The organism is Bradyrhizobium sp., assembly GCF_028868675.1.
Taxonomy (GTDB): Bacteria; Pseudomonadota; Alphaproteobacteria; order Rhizobiales; family Xanthobacteraceae; genus Bradyrhizobium.
Genome location: NZ_JAGWUA010000003.1, coordinates 13,109 through 27,464 on the forward strand (window position 1 = coordinate 13,109; position 14,356 = coordinate 27,464).

Annotated in this window: 12 protein-coding genes; 5 read left to right on the plus strand and 7 right to left on the minus strand. The window is 66.3% G+C overall.

All coding sequences use genetic code 11. From position 1 onward, the window contains the following. Positions 1-146 precede the first annotated feature (146 nt). The 4 genes from KGM94_RS00900 to KGM94_RS00915 all read right to left on the minus strand — a co-directional run bounded on the left by KGM94_RS00900 (position 147) and on the right by KGM94_RS00915 (position 5,676). Positions 147-758: a sigma-70 family RNA polymerase sigma factor gene (locus KGM94_RS00900; protein ID WP_300253941.1), complete on the minus strand. Its 612-nt coding sequence runs from the start codon at positions 756-758 to the stop codon at positions 147-149. A 393-nt stretch (positions 759-1,151) separates the two neighbouring features. Beyond that, entirely contained in the window at positions 1,152-1,889 is a 738-nt protein-coding gene (locus tag KGM94_RS00905) for a response regulator (RefSeq protein ID WP_300253943.1), read from the minus strand. 38 nt (positions 1,890-1,927) lie between these two features. After that, positions 1,928-3,676 (minus strand): DUF3369 domain-containing protein, encoded by a 1,749-nt coding sequence (locus tag KGM94_RS00910; RefSeq protein WP_300253945.1) that lies wholly within the window; start codon positions 3,674-3,676, stop codon positions 1,928-1,930. Further along, a complete protein-coding gene (locus KGM94_RS00915) occupies positions 3,646-5,676 on the minus strand; it encodes an ATP-binding protein (RefSeq protein ID WP_300254000.1) in 2,031 nt (676 codons plus the stop codon). The genes KGM94_RS00910 and KGM94_RS00915 overlap by 31 nt, the downstream gene beginning before the upstream one ends. Positions 5,677-6,081: 405 nt before the next feature. Between KGM94_RS00915 and ugpB the strand changes: the two genes are divergently transcribed. Then, positions 6,082-7,386, plus strand: coding sequence for a sn-glycerol-3-phosphate ABC transporter substrate-binding protein UgpB (gene ugpB / locus KGM94_RS00920; RefSeq protein ID WP_300254002.1), 1,305 nt, complete (start codon positions 6,082-6,084; stop codon positions 7,384-7,386). Positions 7,387-7,437: 51 nt separating this feature from the next. On the opposite strand, the gene KGM94_RS00925 is transcribed toward ugpB, so the two are convergent. Continuing rightward, positions 7,438-7,902: a MarR family winged helix-turn-helix transcriptional regulator gene (locus KGM94_RS00925; RefSeq protein WP_300253946.1), complete on the minus strand. Its 465-nt coding sequence runs from the start codon at positions 7,900-7,902 to the stop codon at positions 7,438-7,440. 184 nt (positions 7,903-8,086) lie between these two features. On the opposite strand from KGM94_RS00925, the gene KGM94_RS00930 reads away from it, so the two are divergent. From KGM94_RS00930 to KGM94_RS00945, 4 genes are all read left to right on the plus strand, one after another. Then, entirely contained in the window at positions 8,087-9,943 is a 1,857-nt protein-coding gene (locus KGM94_RS00930) for a feruloyl-CoA synthase (protein ID WP_300254004.1), read from the plus strand. Positions 9,944-10,132: 189 nt separating this feature from the next. Then, the gene (locus KGM94_RS00935) at positions 10,133-10,438 is read left to right on the plus strand and encodes a DUF6460 domain-containing protein (protein ID WP_300253947.1); all 306 of its coding nucleotides are present in this window, start codon (positions 10,133-10,135) and stop codon (positions 10,436-10,438) included. Between the two features lie 25 nt (positions 10,439-10,463). After that, positions 10,464-11,198, plus strand: coding sequence for an MBL fold metallo-hydrolase (locus tag KGM94_RS00940; protein WP_300253949.1), 735 nt, complete (start codon positions 10,464-10,466; stop codon positions 11,196-11,198). Between the two features lie 2 nt (positions 11,199-11,200). Then, positions 11,201-12,526: an MATE family efflux transporter gene (locus KGM94_RS00945; RefSeq protein ID WP_300253950.1), complete on the plus strand. Its 1,326-nt coding sequence runs from the start codon at positions 11,201-11,203 to the stop codon at positions 12,524-12,526. 90 nt (positions 12,527-12,616) lie between these two features. Here KGM94_RS00945 and KGM94_RS00950 read toward each other — a convergent pair whose 3' ends face one another. Together KGM94_RS00950 and KGM94_RS00955 are read right to left on the minus strand one after the other, a co-directional pair. Continuing rightward, positions 12,617-13,714 carry a quinone-dependent dihydroorotate dehydrogenase gene (locus tag KGM94_RS00950; RefSeq protein WP_300253951.1) on the minus strand — a complete coding sequence of 366 codons (1,098 nt, stop codon included), beginning with the start codon at positions 13,712-13,714 and terminating at the stop codon, positions 12,617-12,619. Beyond that, complete coding sequence (locus KGM94_RS00955; protein ID WP_300253953.1) at positions 13,711-14,055, minus strand: DUF952 domain-containing protein; 345 nt, start codon at positions 14,053-14,055, stop codon at positions 13,711-13,713. The genes KGM94_RS00950 and KGM94_RS00955 overlap by 4 nt, the downstream gene beginning before the upstream one ends. Positions 14,056-14,356: the final 301 nt, after the last annotated feature.

Here is a 14,356-nt window from a genome sequence, read left to right on the forward strand (position 1 = left end):
TTAAGCAAAACCGTATGAGAGTGTTTATAGGAGGGAAGTTTTTCCGCCTGATGTTGTGGTTTGTTTCAATTGTTTCGTCGCCGGTAACGCCTTCGTGTCCAGGAGAGGGCCGTTTTCAGGCCATATCCCATTGAAATCAAAGGCTTTCAGGCAGCGAAGCGGTCGACGCCGGCGCCCTTAAGCAAATCGGCCAGCTGCTTGCGGGCATAGAACATCCGCGTCTTCACCGTGCTTTGGGGGATGCCGATGATCTGGCCCACCTCCTCCACCGACTTCTCGTGGTAGTAGACGAGGTCGATGATCTCGCGATGCGCCGGCGACAGCTTTGCCACGCAGGCGCGCAGGATGGCGCTGGTGTCGGTGCGGTCGAGCGCGGTTTCCGGCGTGTCGTGCTCGTCCGGAATCTGGCGCACGTCCTCCTGGTCGATGTCCTCGAAGCGGCGCTGGCGCATCGCGGTCAGCGCCTTGAAGCGGGCGATCGACAACAGCCAGGTCGAGACCTGCGAGCGGCCCTGGAACTGGCCGGCGGTCCGCCATACGTCCAGGAACACCTGGCTGACCAGGTCTTCCGCCGTGGTGGCGTCGCGCACGATGCGGAGTATGAAGCGATAGACGCGCACGTTGTGGCGGCAATAGAGGATGTGCATGGCCGGCCGGCTGCCGTCTGCAATGCTTTCGAGCAGCATTTCGTCCGAGGTCGCCTGAGCGGCAATGATGCCCTGGCTGGCTTGGGCGTTGATGGCGATGACGTTCGGCATGACGGGCTCCCCTTGGCGCCGCAACCGGCGGCGCGTCTCGTGGGCCAAAGTGTTAATGAGCCAACGTTTCGGGACGTCTGCACGACAAGCGGAAAATGGTTTCGTGCGGTGCCGAATTGTTTCGTCGCAATGCTCGCGACGAAACATTCGGAGTAAAAAGGCGAGCAATTTCAATATACGGATCGGAACGAATCGTGGGGCGTGGCGTTCGGGGGCGACCCAAATCTCCACCGTCGTCCCGGACAAGCGAGCGTCAGCGAGCGCTGATCCGGGACCTATAACCACAGGACTGCGTTTGACGAGGACTCGCAGTCCGGTACCAGGACCGTCCTCCATGGAGAGATTCCGCGGTATGGGTCCTGGCGTTCGCCAGGACGACACGGAGCTTGCCCCCTACGCTTTCTCGCCCGCCGGCGAGAACAGATAGCCGCCGCCGCGGATGGTGCGGATCACGGCGGGCTTGGTCGGATCCGGCTCGATCTTGCGGCGGATGCGCATGATGCGGAGGTCGACTGCACGGTCGAAGGCCTCGGCGTCGCGCGCATTGGCCAATTCCAGCAGGCGCTCGCGCGACAGCACGCGCTTCGGATTGGCCGCGAACACCTTCAAGAGCCCGAACTCGGACGCCGTCAGCGGGTGCTCGTTACCCTCGTCGTCGCGCAAGGCCTGCGCTTCGAGATCGAGCCATTTGGTGCCGAAGCGCACCAGCTGGTCCTTGGCCGCCTTCGCAGGCGCGGCTTCCGGCGCGGCCGCCTTGACCGGCGTACTCCGCCGCAGCACCGAGCGGATGCGCGCCATCAATTCGCGCAGCTCGCAGGGCTTTGCGACGTAGTCGTCGGCGCCGAGTTCGAGCCCGACGACGCGATCGATCGGGCTCGCGGTTGCCGTCAGCATGATGACGGGCACGTTGATGCGGCTCTTGAGGTCGCGGATGATCGACAGCCCGTCCTCCTCGGGCATGTTGAGGTCGAGCACGACGAGGTCGGGCATGCTGCCCTCGATCGCCGAGCGCAGGCTCTTGCCGCCGTCGCACAGCGTCACGGTAAAGCCGTGCATCTTGAGGTAATCGCCGACCATCTCCCGGGCCGGGGCCTCGTCGTCGACGATCATGATGTGCTGGCTTCGGGTCATGTCATTCGGGTCAGGTCATTCTGATCTTGGCATTCGGATCACGGCGTTTCGGTCGCGGGCAGCGTGATGGAGAACGTCGCCCCCTTGCCGGGGCCGTCGCTTTCCGCGGTCACCTCGCCGCCATGCATGTCGATAATACGCTTGACGATGGAAAGCCCAAGGCCCGTCGAGCTCTCACCGGCGGTCGGCTTGGCCGACAGCCGCTGGAACCGGCCGAACAGGCGGCCCAGATCCTCCGGCGACAGGCCCGCGCCCTCGTCGCTGACGCGGATGACGGTGTCGCCGCTGTCATGGCTCACCACCACCGCGATCCGGCCGCCGATCGGGCTGTACTTGATCGCGTTGCTGATCAGGTTGTCGATCGCCTCGCGGATGCGGTCGGTGTCGCACATGGTGACGATGTTGGACGGCGCCGAGACGGCGATGGTCTGCTGCTTGTTGACCGCGAGCGGCTGGTTGGCCTCCGAGACCTCGCGGACCAGGGCGGCGACGTCGACCGGCTCGCGGCGGATGGTGATGTCGAAGGCGTCGGCCATCGCGTCCGAGATCAGGTGATCGACCATCGTGGTCAGCCGCTTGGTGGCGTCGCGGATGTGATCGACCTGCGCGATCACGCCGCCCGCCGACGCGCCGGCCGAGATCAGCTCCTTCAGCATCTCGGTGCGGCCGAGGATGACGCCGAGCGGATTCTTCAGATCGTGGGCGACCGTGCCCAGAATCTCGTTCTTGAAGCCGTTGGCGCGCTGCAGCCGCAGCCATTGCGCCGAGAGGCGACGGTTGGCCTGCATCAGCGCGCGGGTGCGCTGGGCGACGCGGTCCTCGAGCTGGGTGTTGGCGTCCTGGAGCTGCTGGTAGAGGATGACGTTGTCGAAGGCGATCGACAGCCGGCTGGAGAAGATCTCGACCAGCGAGCGGTCGGTCTCGGAGAGATCGCGCTCGGCCTGCAGCAGCACCACGACCTCGCGGCCGCTTCCGGTGCGCAGGTAGATGACACTGCGATGGTCGGCGAACTCGTTCTTGCGGCGCTGGAACGCGGCTTCCACCAGTTCGCGCAGGTCGGGATCGAGCGCCTTCGAAGTGGTGGTGCCGATGAAGCGGCTGTAGCAGCCGCTGCCTGCGAGCACGGAGAGCTCGGCGCCTTGCGCGCCGCCGTTGTCGCGCAGCACCAGGATGCCGGCGCAGTCGGCATTGAGCAGCGAGGCGAGCTGGGTCAATACGCCTTCGGCCAGCCGCTGCATCGACTTGAAGTCGTAGAGCGTGGAGGCGGCGTCGATGATGATCTCGAGCCCGCGCCGCGTCTGCAGCATGCGCTCGAGCTGCTGGTAGGAGCGCAGCGCCGCGGTGAGCGAGGTGAACAGCTTGTCGGCGGTGAGTTCCGTCTTCGCCTTGTAGTCGTTGATGTCGTATTGCACGATCACGCGCCGCTCGGGCGCCTGGCCCGGCTGTCCCGTGCGCAGGATGATGCGCACGGTCTCGTTCTTGAGCTCGTTGCGGATGAACTCGACGAGCTCGAGGCCCGCGACGTCGGTCTCCATGATGACGTCGAGCAGCACGGCGGCGATGTCGCCGTTCTCGCGCATCAGCTTGCGACCCTCGGCGGCCGAATAGGCGGAGAGGATTTCGAGCCCCAGGCCGTTCAGAGAGTAGTCGGACAACGCGAAGCGCGTGCCGTCATGCACCGCGGGATCGTCGTCGATGACGGCAATCTTCCACTTGCGCGCAGTCGTCTCCTCCGCGGCGGCCCCGGTGTCGTCGATCAGGTGGAGGACATCGTCCTGTTCGGCCATTGAGAAGTCCCGTCAGCCTCTGAGCCCTGCGCGCCGCCCTTGGCGACCCGCGGCATGATAATGCGAAAAGTAGTGCCTTGTCCCAGCTTGGATTCCAGCATCATCCGCCCGCCGAGCTGCTGGGTGACCAGGTTGTAGACGATATGGAGGCCCAGCCCCGTGCCGCCTTCATTGCGCCGGGTGGTAAAGAAAGGGTCAAAGGCCTGGCGCTGGACGTCCGGCGTCATGCCCGCGCCGTCGTCGGCGAAGATGATCTCGATGTCGTCGGTCCCGCGCGGCCGTGCCGAGATCGAGATGGTGCCGGCGCGGCCGCCGGCGAAGGCGTGGGTGGCGGCGTTGAGGAACAGGTTGGTCAGGATCTGGCCATAGGAACCCGGATAGCCGTCGAGCAGCAGCCCCTCGGGCACGTCGACGGCCAGCGTGATCGGCGAGCGCTTCAGCACCGGCCGCAGGCTCGCGATGATCTGGTCGGTGGCCTCGCTCAGCGAGAACTGCCGCCGTTCGGCATGGGAACGGTCGACCGCGACCTGCTTGAACGACTGGATCAGCTCGCCGGCGCGCTGCAGATTGGCGACGAGCTGCTGGGAGGCGTCGCGCGAGGACTGCACGAACTCCTCGAGCTGCGAGCGGCGCAGGGCCCCGTCGCCCTTCAACTGCGCCTCGAACATCTCGCTGCGGCGCGCCAGGCTCGAGGCCACCGTCAGACTGATGCCGATCGGGTTGTTGACCTCGTGGGCGACGCCGGCGACGAGCCCGCCGAGCGCCGCCAGCCGCTCGGCGTCGATCAGGTTCTGCTGCGCGGCATTGAGCTCGAGCAGCGCGCTTTCGGCCTTTTCCTTCGAGGCGCGCAGCTCGTCCTCGGCCTTGCGCTTGGCGATGGCGTTCTCGCGGAACACCTCGACCGCGCGCGCCATGGCGCCGACCTCGTCGCGCGCCCTGGTGCCCTGCACCTCGCGGTCGAGATCGCCCATGGTGATCGCGCGCATCGCCGTCATGATCTGCTGTAGCGGCAGCCGGATCGACAGCGCGATCAGCACCCCGACGGTCAGGATGATGCCGAGGAAGATCACCGCGATCGACAGCACGCGTCGCGATATCTCCGACAGGGTGCGGTCGAACGTCTCCTGCGCCTTCTGCTCGCGCTGGCGCATCTTGGTGGAGAGGTCGTCGATGGCGCCGATTGCTTCGGCCTGGCTCGCGTCGATCGTATTGCGCAGGAGCTCGGTGCGGCTCGTGAGCTGCTCGGAGAGCTTTGCGAAACCCTCGCGCAAAGCGGCCGTACGGTCGGCGAGCCGCTGCAGCGCCATCTTCTGCAGATCGTTGTCGGCGAGATCGATCATCACGGGGATCGTCTTCTCGATCGTCTCGGTGTTGCGGCGGGCATCTTCGGCCGCGCTCGGCGCCAGCGACAAATAGTAGGAGTTGGCGGCGACCAGCATGCCCGTGAAGGCCTCGCGCGACTTGCCGAGCGAGGGCCAGATCAGTGCGTCGCGGTGGCCGGTCGCGCCTTCGATGATGGAGTAGAGTCCGGCCATGTCCTTTGCCGGTCCCTGCACCTGCTCCTGATAGGTCCTGGCGATGGTCGCCTGCACGCTGCGCAGGTCGCCGAAGCCGTTGAGGAAGCGTTCGGTGGTGCGCTCGAGCTCCTCGACCGAGCCCGCCAGCATCGGGTCGTTGGCGGCGCGGTTGGTCAGCGTGCCCAGCACGGCCTCGCGCAAGAGCAGGATCTCGGCGAACAGGTCCGGGCTCGGCTGGTTGATGTAGCGATGGATCAGGTTCTGCAGCCGCCCGGTTTCGCTCTCGAGCAGCGCCAGGATGGTGTCGGACTCGCGCACCTGGCGGACGTCGTCCCTGGCCGAGCCCAGCACCTGGGTCCCGTTCCAGATCATCGCCACCAGCACGACGACGACGGCGGAGTTCAGCGCCGCGATCGACAGGATGCGCCAGCGGATCGGCACTGCGCGCAACAGGCCGACCAGGCGCACGCGCAGCCGTCCGATCGGGCCAGGCGACCGTTCAGCGGCATCGCTGTGCAGGAACCCGGCCAAGACGCGTCACTCCACCGTGCGCAGGTCGAGGATGATCCCGTCGACGGGGCCGTCCAGCACCTTTTGCGCGACGAAACGCACTCCGGTCCGCGATCGTTCGGCACGGCTCAACACAGGCACACTCAACCCCTTGGTGATGGAGTCTATGGCGGGACGAAAAGGTTCAATGCAATCTAGCAGAAGGTCGGGGGAAGGCCATCCGCCGGCGGCTGCGCCGATTGTGCAGTGCGACCACCGTTTCCCGATTGAAACCGCAGATATCGCGGCTTAAGCAGGACTTTTCTGCGGCGGGCCGACCAACGTTCGCATTGGCCGTTGCGACACGGGAAGATCGCGGTGAGTTCAGCATTGCGCCTCATGCAGGTCGTTGCCGCCGCGGCGGTCCTTGCGCTCGCCTCTCCGGTGCGCGCCGCCACCGACATCATGCTGTGGCACGCGATGTCGGGCGAGCTCGGCCGGCAACTGGAAAAGCTCACCTCCGACTTCAACACCTCGCAGTCCGACTACCGCATCGTGCCGAGCTACAAGGGCAACTACACCGAGACGGTGACGGCCGCGATCTTCGCCTTCCGCTCGCGCAGTCAGCCGGCGATCGTCCAGGTCAACGAGGTCGCGACCGCCACCATGACCGCCGCCAAGGGCGCGATCTATCCGGTGTTCGAATTGATGCGCGACCAGCACGAGCCGTTCTCGCCCGGCGCCTATCTGCGCGCGGTCTCCGGCTATTATCAGGACGCTGCCGGCAATCTCCTGTCGTTTCCGTTCAACGCGTCGACGCCGATCCTCTACTACAACAAGGCGATGTTCCGCGACGCGGGCCTCGATCCGGAAACGCCGCCGAAGACCTGGCCCGAGCTCGGCGCGGCCGCAAAGCGGTTGCGCGAGCGCGGCACGGCTTGCGGCTTCACCACGTCGTGGCCGTCATGGATCCACGTCGAGAATTTTTCTGCCTTCCACAATCTGCCGCTCGCGACCCGCGCCAACGGCTTTGCCGGGCTGGATGCGGAATTGACCATCAACAATCCGGGGGTGGTGCGCCACGTCGCCCGGCTTGCGGAGTGGCAGAAGGACAAGGTGTTCGACTACAGCGGCCGCGGGCAGGCGGCCGAGCCGCGCTTCCAGAACGGCGAATGCGGCATCTTCGTCGGCTCGTCGGCGACGCGGGCCGACATCAAGGCGAATTCGAAATTCGAGGTCGGCTACGGCATGATGCCCTACTGGCCCGATGTCGCCGGCGCGCCGCTGAACTCGATCATCGGCGGCGCCACGCTGTGGGTGCTGCGCGACCGGCCGCGCGACGAATACAAGGGCGTGGCGCGGTTCTTCGCCTATCTGTCCCAGCCCGGAGTGCAGGCCGCCTGGCACCAGAACACCGGCTATCTGCCGATCACCCGGGCCGCCTTCGAGCTGACGCGGTCGCAGGGATTCTACGAGCGCAATCCGGGAGCGGCGATCTCGTTCGAGGAGATCACGCTGCATCCGCCGACGGAGAACTCGAAAGGCATCCGGCTCGGCTCTTTCGTGCTGATCCGCGGCGCCATCGAGGACGAGTTGGAGCAGGCGTTCTCGGGCGAGAAGCCCGCGCAGGCCGCGCTGGATGCCGCAGTCGAACGCGGCAACAAACTGCTCCGCCAGTTCGAGCGCGCGAGCCCCGATCGGTAACGATGCCGACGAATTTGCCGAAGGTCGACGGCAGCCGGCAGCGCGCCCTGGTCAGGTGAAATCGGCGAGGATCTGCAGCAGCCGCGCCCGGTTCTGCTTGCCGAGCTTCTCCTCGACGTGACGCTCATGCTCGGCGGCCAGCCGCTTGAACTGGTCCAGCGACGCCTCGCCTTGCGCGGTGAGATGCAGGGCGTGCGAGCGGCGGTCCGATTTCGACTTGATCCGCTTCACGAGCTTGCGGCGCTCGAGGCTGTTCAGGAGATGCACGAGCCGCGCGCGCTCGATCCCGAGGCGTTTTGCCACCGCCATCTGCGTCAGCCCCGGATTGGCGCCGATCACCGTCATCACCGAATACTGCGTCGGTCGGATGTCGACCGCCGCCAGCGTCCGGATGAAGTCCTGGAAAATCCAGATCTGGAACCGCCGCACCGCGTAGCCGGCGTGACCGATCAGCGCGTCGAGCCCGATCTCGTCGCCGGCGGGCCTGGCCGCACCGTTGCCGGGTCGCTTGCGCATTGGCTTTGCGGTTCGCTCTGCAATGGCTGGCAAATTGGTCTCCGGTGTCACCGTACTAGTAGCGCCTCTCGGGCGTCGTGGAAAGAATGTTGTTGACGACAACAATTGTCGTGCCCAACATCATGGGAAAGGCGGCCCGGAACGAGGCCGATCCCGGCATGGGCCGCGCAAGGAGGAAACCATGATGATCGCCGCCCCCAGCGGAGCCGTCTCCGGCGATCTGTTCGCCGTGCCCAGGACCGTGGCCGAGCGTCGCGCCGACGGCAGCATCGTGCTGCGCTCGTCCGAGCGCTTGCGCGACGGCGCGCGCTGCATCGGCGACTGGCTGGAGCAGTGGGCAAGCCGGACGCCGGACAGGATATTCCTCGCCGAGCGCGGCAACGTCGAGGCGTCCTGGAGCACGGTGAGCTATGCGCAGGCCCTGCAGCAGGTGCGGTCGATCGCATCCTGGATTCTCGCGCACGGCCTGAGCGCGGAGCGTCCGCTGGTCATCCTGTCCGACAACAGCGTCGATCACGCGCTGCTGGCGCTCGCCGCCCAGTACGTCGGCGTGCCCTCGGCCGCGATCTCGCCTGCCTATTCGCTGATGTCCAGGGATTTCGACAAGCTGAAAAGCATGATCGCGCTGCTCGAACCCGGTGCGATCTATGTGTCCGGCACGAAGCCGTTCGCCGCGGCGCTCGCCGCCATCAAGCCGCTGCATCGCGCAACGATCATCAGCGGCAATCCCGACGACGCAGATGCTCTGTCCTTCCGCACGATCGCGGCGACGCCGGAAACATCGGACGTCGCAACCGCCTTCGCCGCGGTGACGCCGGACACCATCGCAAAATTCCTGTTCACCTCGGGCTCGACCGGCACGCCGAAGGCCGTCATCAACACCCAGCGCATGCTGACCTCGAGTCAGCAGGCCAAGGCGCAGACCTGGCGCTTCCTCGAGGAGGCGGGCGACGATCTCGTGATTCTCGACTGGCTGCCCTGGAGCCACACCTTTGGCGCCAACCACAATTTCAACCTCGTGCTGCGCAATGGCGGCTCGCTCTACATCGACGGCGGCAAGCCCGCCCCCGGCCTGTTCGCAACCTCGCTTGCGAACTTGCGGAGCGTAGTGCCGACTGTCTATTTCAACGTGCCGCGCGGCTTCGACATGCTGATCGCGGCGCTGCGCGACGACGCGGAATTGCGCCGCCGCTTCTTCGGCGAGGTCAAGTTCGCCTTCTATGCCGGGGCCGCGCTGCCGCAGAACCTGTGGGACGCGCTCGAACAGCTCTCGGTCGAGACCATCGGCCGGGCGCTGCCGATGGTCTCGGCCTGGGGCTCGACCGAGACCTCGCCGCTTGCGACCGACTGCCATTTCCTCGCCGAGCGCTCCGGCAATATCGGCGTTCCGATTCCCGGCACCGAGCTGAAGCTCATCGCCTCCGGCGACAAGCTCGAGGTGCGGGTGCGCGGTCCCAACGTCACGCCGGGCTACTGGAAGGCGCCCGATCTGACGCAACAAGCCTTCGACGAAGAGGGCTTCTACCTGATCGGCGACGCCGTGAGATTCGCAGATGCCGACAGACCCGAGCGCGGCCTGTTCTTCGACGGTCGCGTCGCCGAGGATTTCAAGCTCAATTCCGGCACCTGGGTCAGCGTTGGCACGCTGCGCGTCGCCGGCATCGCCGCACTGGCGCCGCTGGCGCAGGACATCGTGGTGACCGGTCATGGCGGCGACGAAGTGCGCTTCCTGGTGTTCCCCAACATCCCCGCCTGCCGCGCGCTAGCCGGCCTGATGGAAGGCGCGGACGTCGCTGAAATCATCGGCCACGATAAGGTCGGGAGCGCGATCGCGCAGGGCCTCGCGAAGCTGAAGGCGCAGAGCGCCAACTCTTCCGGCCACGCCACGCGCGCGCTGCTCTTGGCCGAGCCGCCCTCCGTCGACGGCGGCGAGATCACCGACAAGGGCTACATCAACCAGCGCGCCGTGCTGACGCGGCGCGCCGATGCCGTGGCGAAACTGAACGACGACGCGTCGACAGAGTGGGTCGGTCTTGATTGATCGCCTGCGACGCGCTGTTCGTCACCTCCGGCGGACAGCGCTCGGGGCCCGGCCGATTCCATCAAGTCCATCTTCCCGGCGGCCGTACGAATTAAAATCCCGTAAGCCGATTGACGCCACGAGGAGGGTTCCCCACGTGCCCTGCCGTGACCTATAATCCGGGCGAATCCCCGCGAGGAGTGTTGAGCGATGGCCAACGACGTCAGAGACTTGCCGGCAGGCTCCAGTGACGGCCTGTCCCGCTTCCTCGGCGGCTCGCCGCTGGCCGTCGCGTTCCGGCTGATCCTGCTGTCGATCCTGGTCGGCGTCGTGCTCGCCGCGATCGGCTTCGATCCCTGGAATATCATCGAGAGCATTCGCCTCCTGTTCCGGCGGCTCTGGGATCTCGGCTTCGACGCCGTCAACTGGCTGTGGCGTTATTTCCTGCTCGGCGCGGTCATCGTGATCCCGATCTGGTTGCTGTCGCGCATCTTCGGCGCGCCGCGCGGCCGGTAGGCCGCCTGAGGGGAGCTCGCAGCCGATGCAATTGCGCTTTATCGGCTGCGGCGACGCGTTCGGCTCGGGCGGCCGTTTCAACACCTGCTTCCATCTCACCGGCGAGCACACCAATCTCCTGATCGACTGCGGCGCGTCGTCGCTGTCGGCGCTGAAGCGGCTCGGCATCGTGCGTGACGCCATCGATCTGGTCCTCGTCACGCATTTCCACGGCGACCATTTCGCCGGCCTGCCGTTCCTGCTGCTCGACGCGCAATTCTCGCGGCGGACGCGCCCGCTCACGATTGCCGGCCCGCAAGGCATCGAGACGCGGCTCGCGCAAGTGATGGAAGCGCTGTTCGAGAATTCCTCCAGAACGAAGCAGCGCTTCGAGCTGTCGGTCGTCGAACTCGCGCCGGAGCAGCGCCGCAGCTTCGGCGCGGCGACGGTGACACCCTACCCGGTGGTGCACGGCGAATCCGGCGGGCCGTTCCTCGGCTACCGCGTCGAGGCCGAGGACCGCACGGTCGCCTATACCGCGGACACCGAATGGACGGAGAGCCTCATTCCGCTGGCGCATGGCGCCGACCTTTTCATCGCCGAAGCCTACATGTACGACAAGGTGGTCAAGAACCATCTCAGCCTGAAGACCCTGGAACAGCATCTGCCCGAGATCGACGCCAAGCGGCTCGTGCTCACCCATATGAGCGACGACATGCTGTCGCGCGTGGGCATGCTGCCCTACACCGCGGCCGAGGACGGCATGTCGATCGAATTCTGACCATGCACGCCCCCGCCCATCCCAGGGTCACCACGCGGCAGGTCTTCGCCATCGCCGGTCCGGCGATGGTCGCGAACATCACCACGCCCCTGATCGGCATCGTCTCGACCACCGTGATCGGACGGCTGAACGATGCGGCGCTGCTCGGCGGCGTCGCCATGGCCTCGGTGATCTTCGACTGCCTGTTCTGGCTGTTCGCCTTCCTGCGCATCTCGACGCTGGCCTTCACCGCGCAGTCGATCGGCGCCGGCGAACCGAAGGAATTGAGCGCGATCCTGATGCGCGGCTTCATCGTCGCCGGCCTGATCGGCACAGCCCTGATCGCGCTGCAGCTGCCCTTGGCGGCCGCGCTACTCGGCGTCATGGGCGGCAGCGAGGGCGTCACCCGCGCCGCAAAGACCTATTTCATGATCCGGATATGGTCGGCGCCCTTCGCGCTCGGCAACTACGTCGTGCTCGGCTGGCTGGTCGGGCAGGCCCGCGCCAACCGGGCACTGATGCTGCAGATCGCGATCAACCTGATCAACATGGCCGCCACCGTGCTGCTGGTGCTGGTGCTCGATCTCGGCATCGCCGGGGCCGCGATCGCCGCGGTGATCGCGGAGACGACCGGACTTGCGCTCGGCGTCGTCGCCTGCCGCAGTCTCGCGCAGGACGGCTTCGCCGTGCCGCGCACGCGCCTGTTCGACCGCGCCCGGCTGACACGCATGCTCTCGGTCAACCGCGACTTCATGGCGCGCACCGCGGCGCTGATCACCGTGTTCCTGTTCTTCACCGCGAAGGGTGCGCGCGCCGGCGACGTGACGCTCGCGGCCAACGCCGTGCTGAACAACTTCCTGCTGGTCAGCGCCTTCTTCCTCGACGGTTTCGCCAATTCCGCGCAGCAGCTCTGCGGCCGCGCCTATGGCGCGCGCGACGCCTGCGGCTTTGCCGATTCGACGCGGCTGGTGCTGTCATGGGGCACGGGCTTTGCGCTCGCCGTCGCCGCGCTGTTTGCGCTGTTCGGCCCGCTGCTGATCGACCTGATGACGGCGAGCGAGGAGGTGCGGCGCGCGGCGCGCGACTTCCTCATCTTCATCATCCTGGCGCCGCTGCCCGGAGCCTTCGCCTTCGGCTTCGACGGCATCTATGGCGGCGCGACCTGGGCGCGCGAGATGCGCAATCTGATGCTGCTCTCGCTGCTGATCTTCCTCGGCACCTTCTGGGCGCTGAGCTCGTTCGGCAATGCCGGGCTGTGGACGGCGATGCTCGCCTTCTACGTCGCCCGCGGCGGCCTGCAGGGCGCGCGCTATCCCGCGATGTTCAGGGCGTCGTTCGCAGAAATGTAGCCCGGATGGAGCGCAGCGAAATCCGGGTCCCTCGCCACGCGGGGACACTTTCCCGGATTACGCTGCGCTCCATCCGAGCTACGAAGATGATCACATCCCCGGCCAGTCCTCAGCCGTGAGTGTCGCCGCATCGGCGCCGACGATCTCGGACAGAGAGTCGCGCCCGGTGCGCAGCAGCGTGGCGGCGAGATCGCGCTTGATGTCCTCGACGAGGCCGAGGCCCTTGTAGACCAGCGACGAATAGAGCTGGATCAGGCTGGCGCCGGCGCGGATTTTCGTCAGGGCCGCGCCGGCCGAGTCGACGCCGCCGACGCCGATCAGCGGGAACGCGCCCTCGACCCGGACATAGGTCTCCGCCACCATGCGCGTCGACAGGCGGAACAACGGCCGGCCGGACAGGCCGCCCGCCTCCTTGGCGCGCATCTGCTCGCGCAGCGTCGAGGGCCGCGCGATCGTGGTGTTCGACACGATCATGCCGTCGACCTTGCGCGAGCGCGCCACCTGCACGACGTCGTCGAGCTGGGCGAGGCTCAGATCGGGCGCGATCTTCAACAGCACCGGCGTGTCGCCGGCCCTCTCGCGCACGCGATCGCGCGCATCGATCACCTGGGCGAGCAGATCGTCGAGCAGCGCGCCCTCCTGCAGATTGCGCAGGCCCGGCGTGTTCGGCGAGGAGATGTTGACGGTGAAATAGCTCGCGACCGGCGCAAAGGTCTCGATCAGCCTGACGTAGTCGCCGACGCGGTCGGGCGAATCCTTGTTGGCGCCGACATTGACGCCGACGATGCCGCCGTTCTGGGCGCGCGCGGCCAGCCGCCGCAGCACGATGTCGGCGCCGTCATTGTTGAATCCCATGCGGTTGATGACGGCTTCGTCGCGCTCGAGGCGAAACAGCCGCGGCCGCGGATTGCCGCCCTGCGGTTTCGGCGTCACCGAGCCGACCTCGACGAAGCCGAAGCCGAGTCGCAGCAGCGCGTCCGGCACCTCCGCATTCTTGTCGAAGCCCGCCGCCATGCCGACCGGATTGGGGAAGTTCAGCCCGAAGGCGCGCACCGCGAGCTTGGGATCGTCCGGCCGCGACCTGGCCGGCGGCAGCAGGCGCAGTCCCTGGATGGCGAGACGATGGGCATCCTCCGGATCCAGCCAGCGCAGGACCGGCAGCGAGATGGCGTCGAAGGCACGGATCACGGTTCGAGCTCCGGAATGTCGTGATAGCCGTCGGAACGCATGTTGAGATTGATGACCCTCACGACGGCACCGAGATCGAGCTCGCCGTAGAGATGCGGAAACAGCTCCTCGTTGCGCGAACGCTCCCAGCGCAGCGCATCCCCGAGCGCGTCGCCGTCGACCTCGACCAGGAACAGCGCGCGCTGACCGAAGAAATGTCTTCGCGCGGTTTCCGCGACCTGGGAAGCGGTGGAGAAATGGATGAAGCCGTCGCGTGCGTCATCGGCGCTGCCGCGATAGACGCCCTGCCGCTCCGCCTCCCGCCAGGCCGAGGCCGCACAGATTTTGTAGATCTTGACCACCTGATCCGGAGTCCTGCCTGATCCCTGCCCTAAAGCGCGATGAGATTGGGATCAATCGTCATCGCGCTTTAGGTTATTGTTTGAGCATGACCTTTTCGGAAAACCGCTTCGCACTTTTCCGGATCATGCTTTAGCTTGGTTTCGAGTGTTCCCGTTGAGTCTCTTGGAGTTTTTCAGACGGGCCAACCCGATTTGCGGCCCGCGCGACCGTAATGGCCACCTTGCGCGAACTCAAGACTTAGCCGTCGCCCCTTGCGCGGAAAACGGAAAACCGGTTGATTTGAGGCGGAAATTCCACCTT

Bases quoted from the DNA above. Each gene is read 5' to 3' on its own strand.
- KGM94_RS00900 (WP_300253941.1), bottom strand. From the start codon at position 758: ATGCCGAACGTCATCGCCATCAACGCCCAAGCCAGCCAGGGCATCATT.
- KGM94_RS00905 (WP_300253943.1), bottom strand. From the start codon at position 1,889: ATGACCCGAAGCCAGCACATCATGATCGTCGACGACGAGGCCCCGGCC.
- KGM94_RS00910 (WP_300253945.1), bottom strand. From the start codon at position 3,676: ATGGCCGAACAGGACGATGTCCTCCACCTGATCGACGACACCGGGGCC.
- ugpB (WP_300254002.1), top strand. From the start codon at position 6,082: ATGCAGGTCGTTGCCGCCGCGGCGGTCCTTGCGCTCGCCTCTCCGGTG.
- KGM94_RS00925 (WP_300253946.1), bottom strand. From the start codon at position 7,902: ATGCGCAAGCGACCCGGCAACGGTGCGGCCAGGCCCGCCGGCGACGAG.
- KGM94_RS00930 (WP_300254004.1), top strand. From the start codon at position 8,087: ATGATCGCCGCCCCCAGCGGAGCCGTCTCCGGCGATCTGTTCGCCGTG.
- KGM94_RS00935 (WP_300253947.1), top strand. From the start codon at position 10,133: ATGGCCAACGACGTCAGAGACTTGCCGGCAGGCTCCAGTGACGGCCTG.
- KGM94_RS00940 (WP_300253949.1), top strand. From the start codon at position 10,464: ATGCAATTGCGCTTTATCGGCTGCGGCGACGCGTTCGGCTCGGGCGGC.
- KGM94_RS00945 (WP_300253950.1), top strand. From the start codon at position 11,201: ATGCACGCCCCCGCCCATCCCAGGGTCACCACGCGGCAGGTCTTCGCC.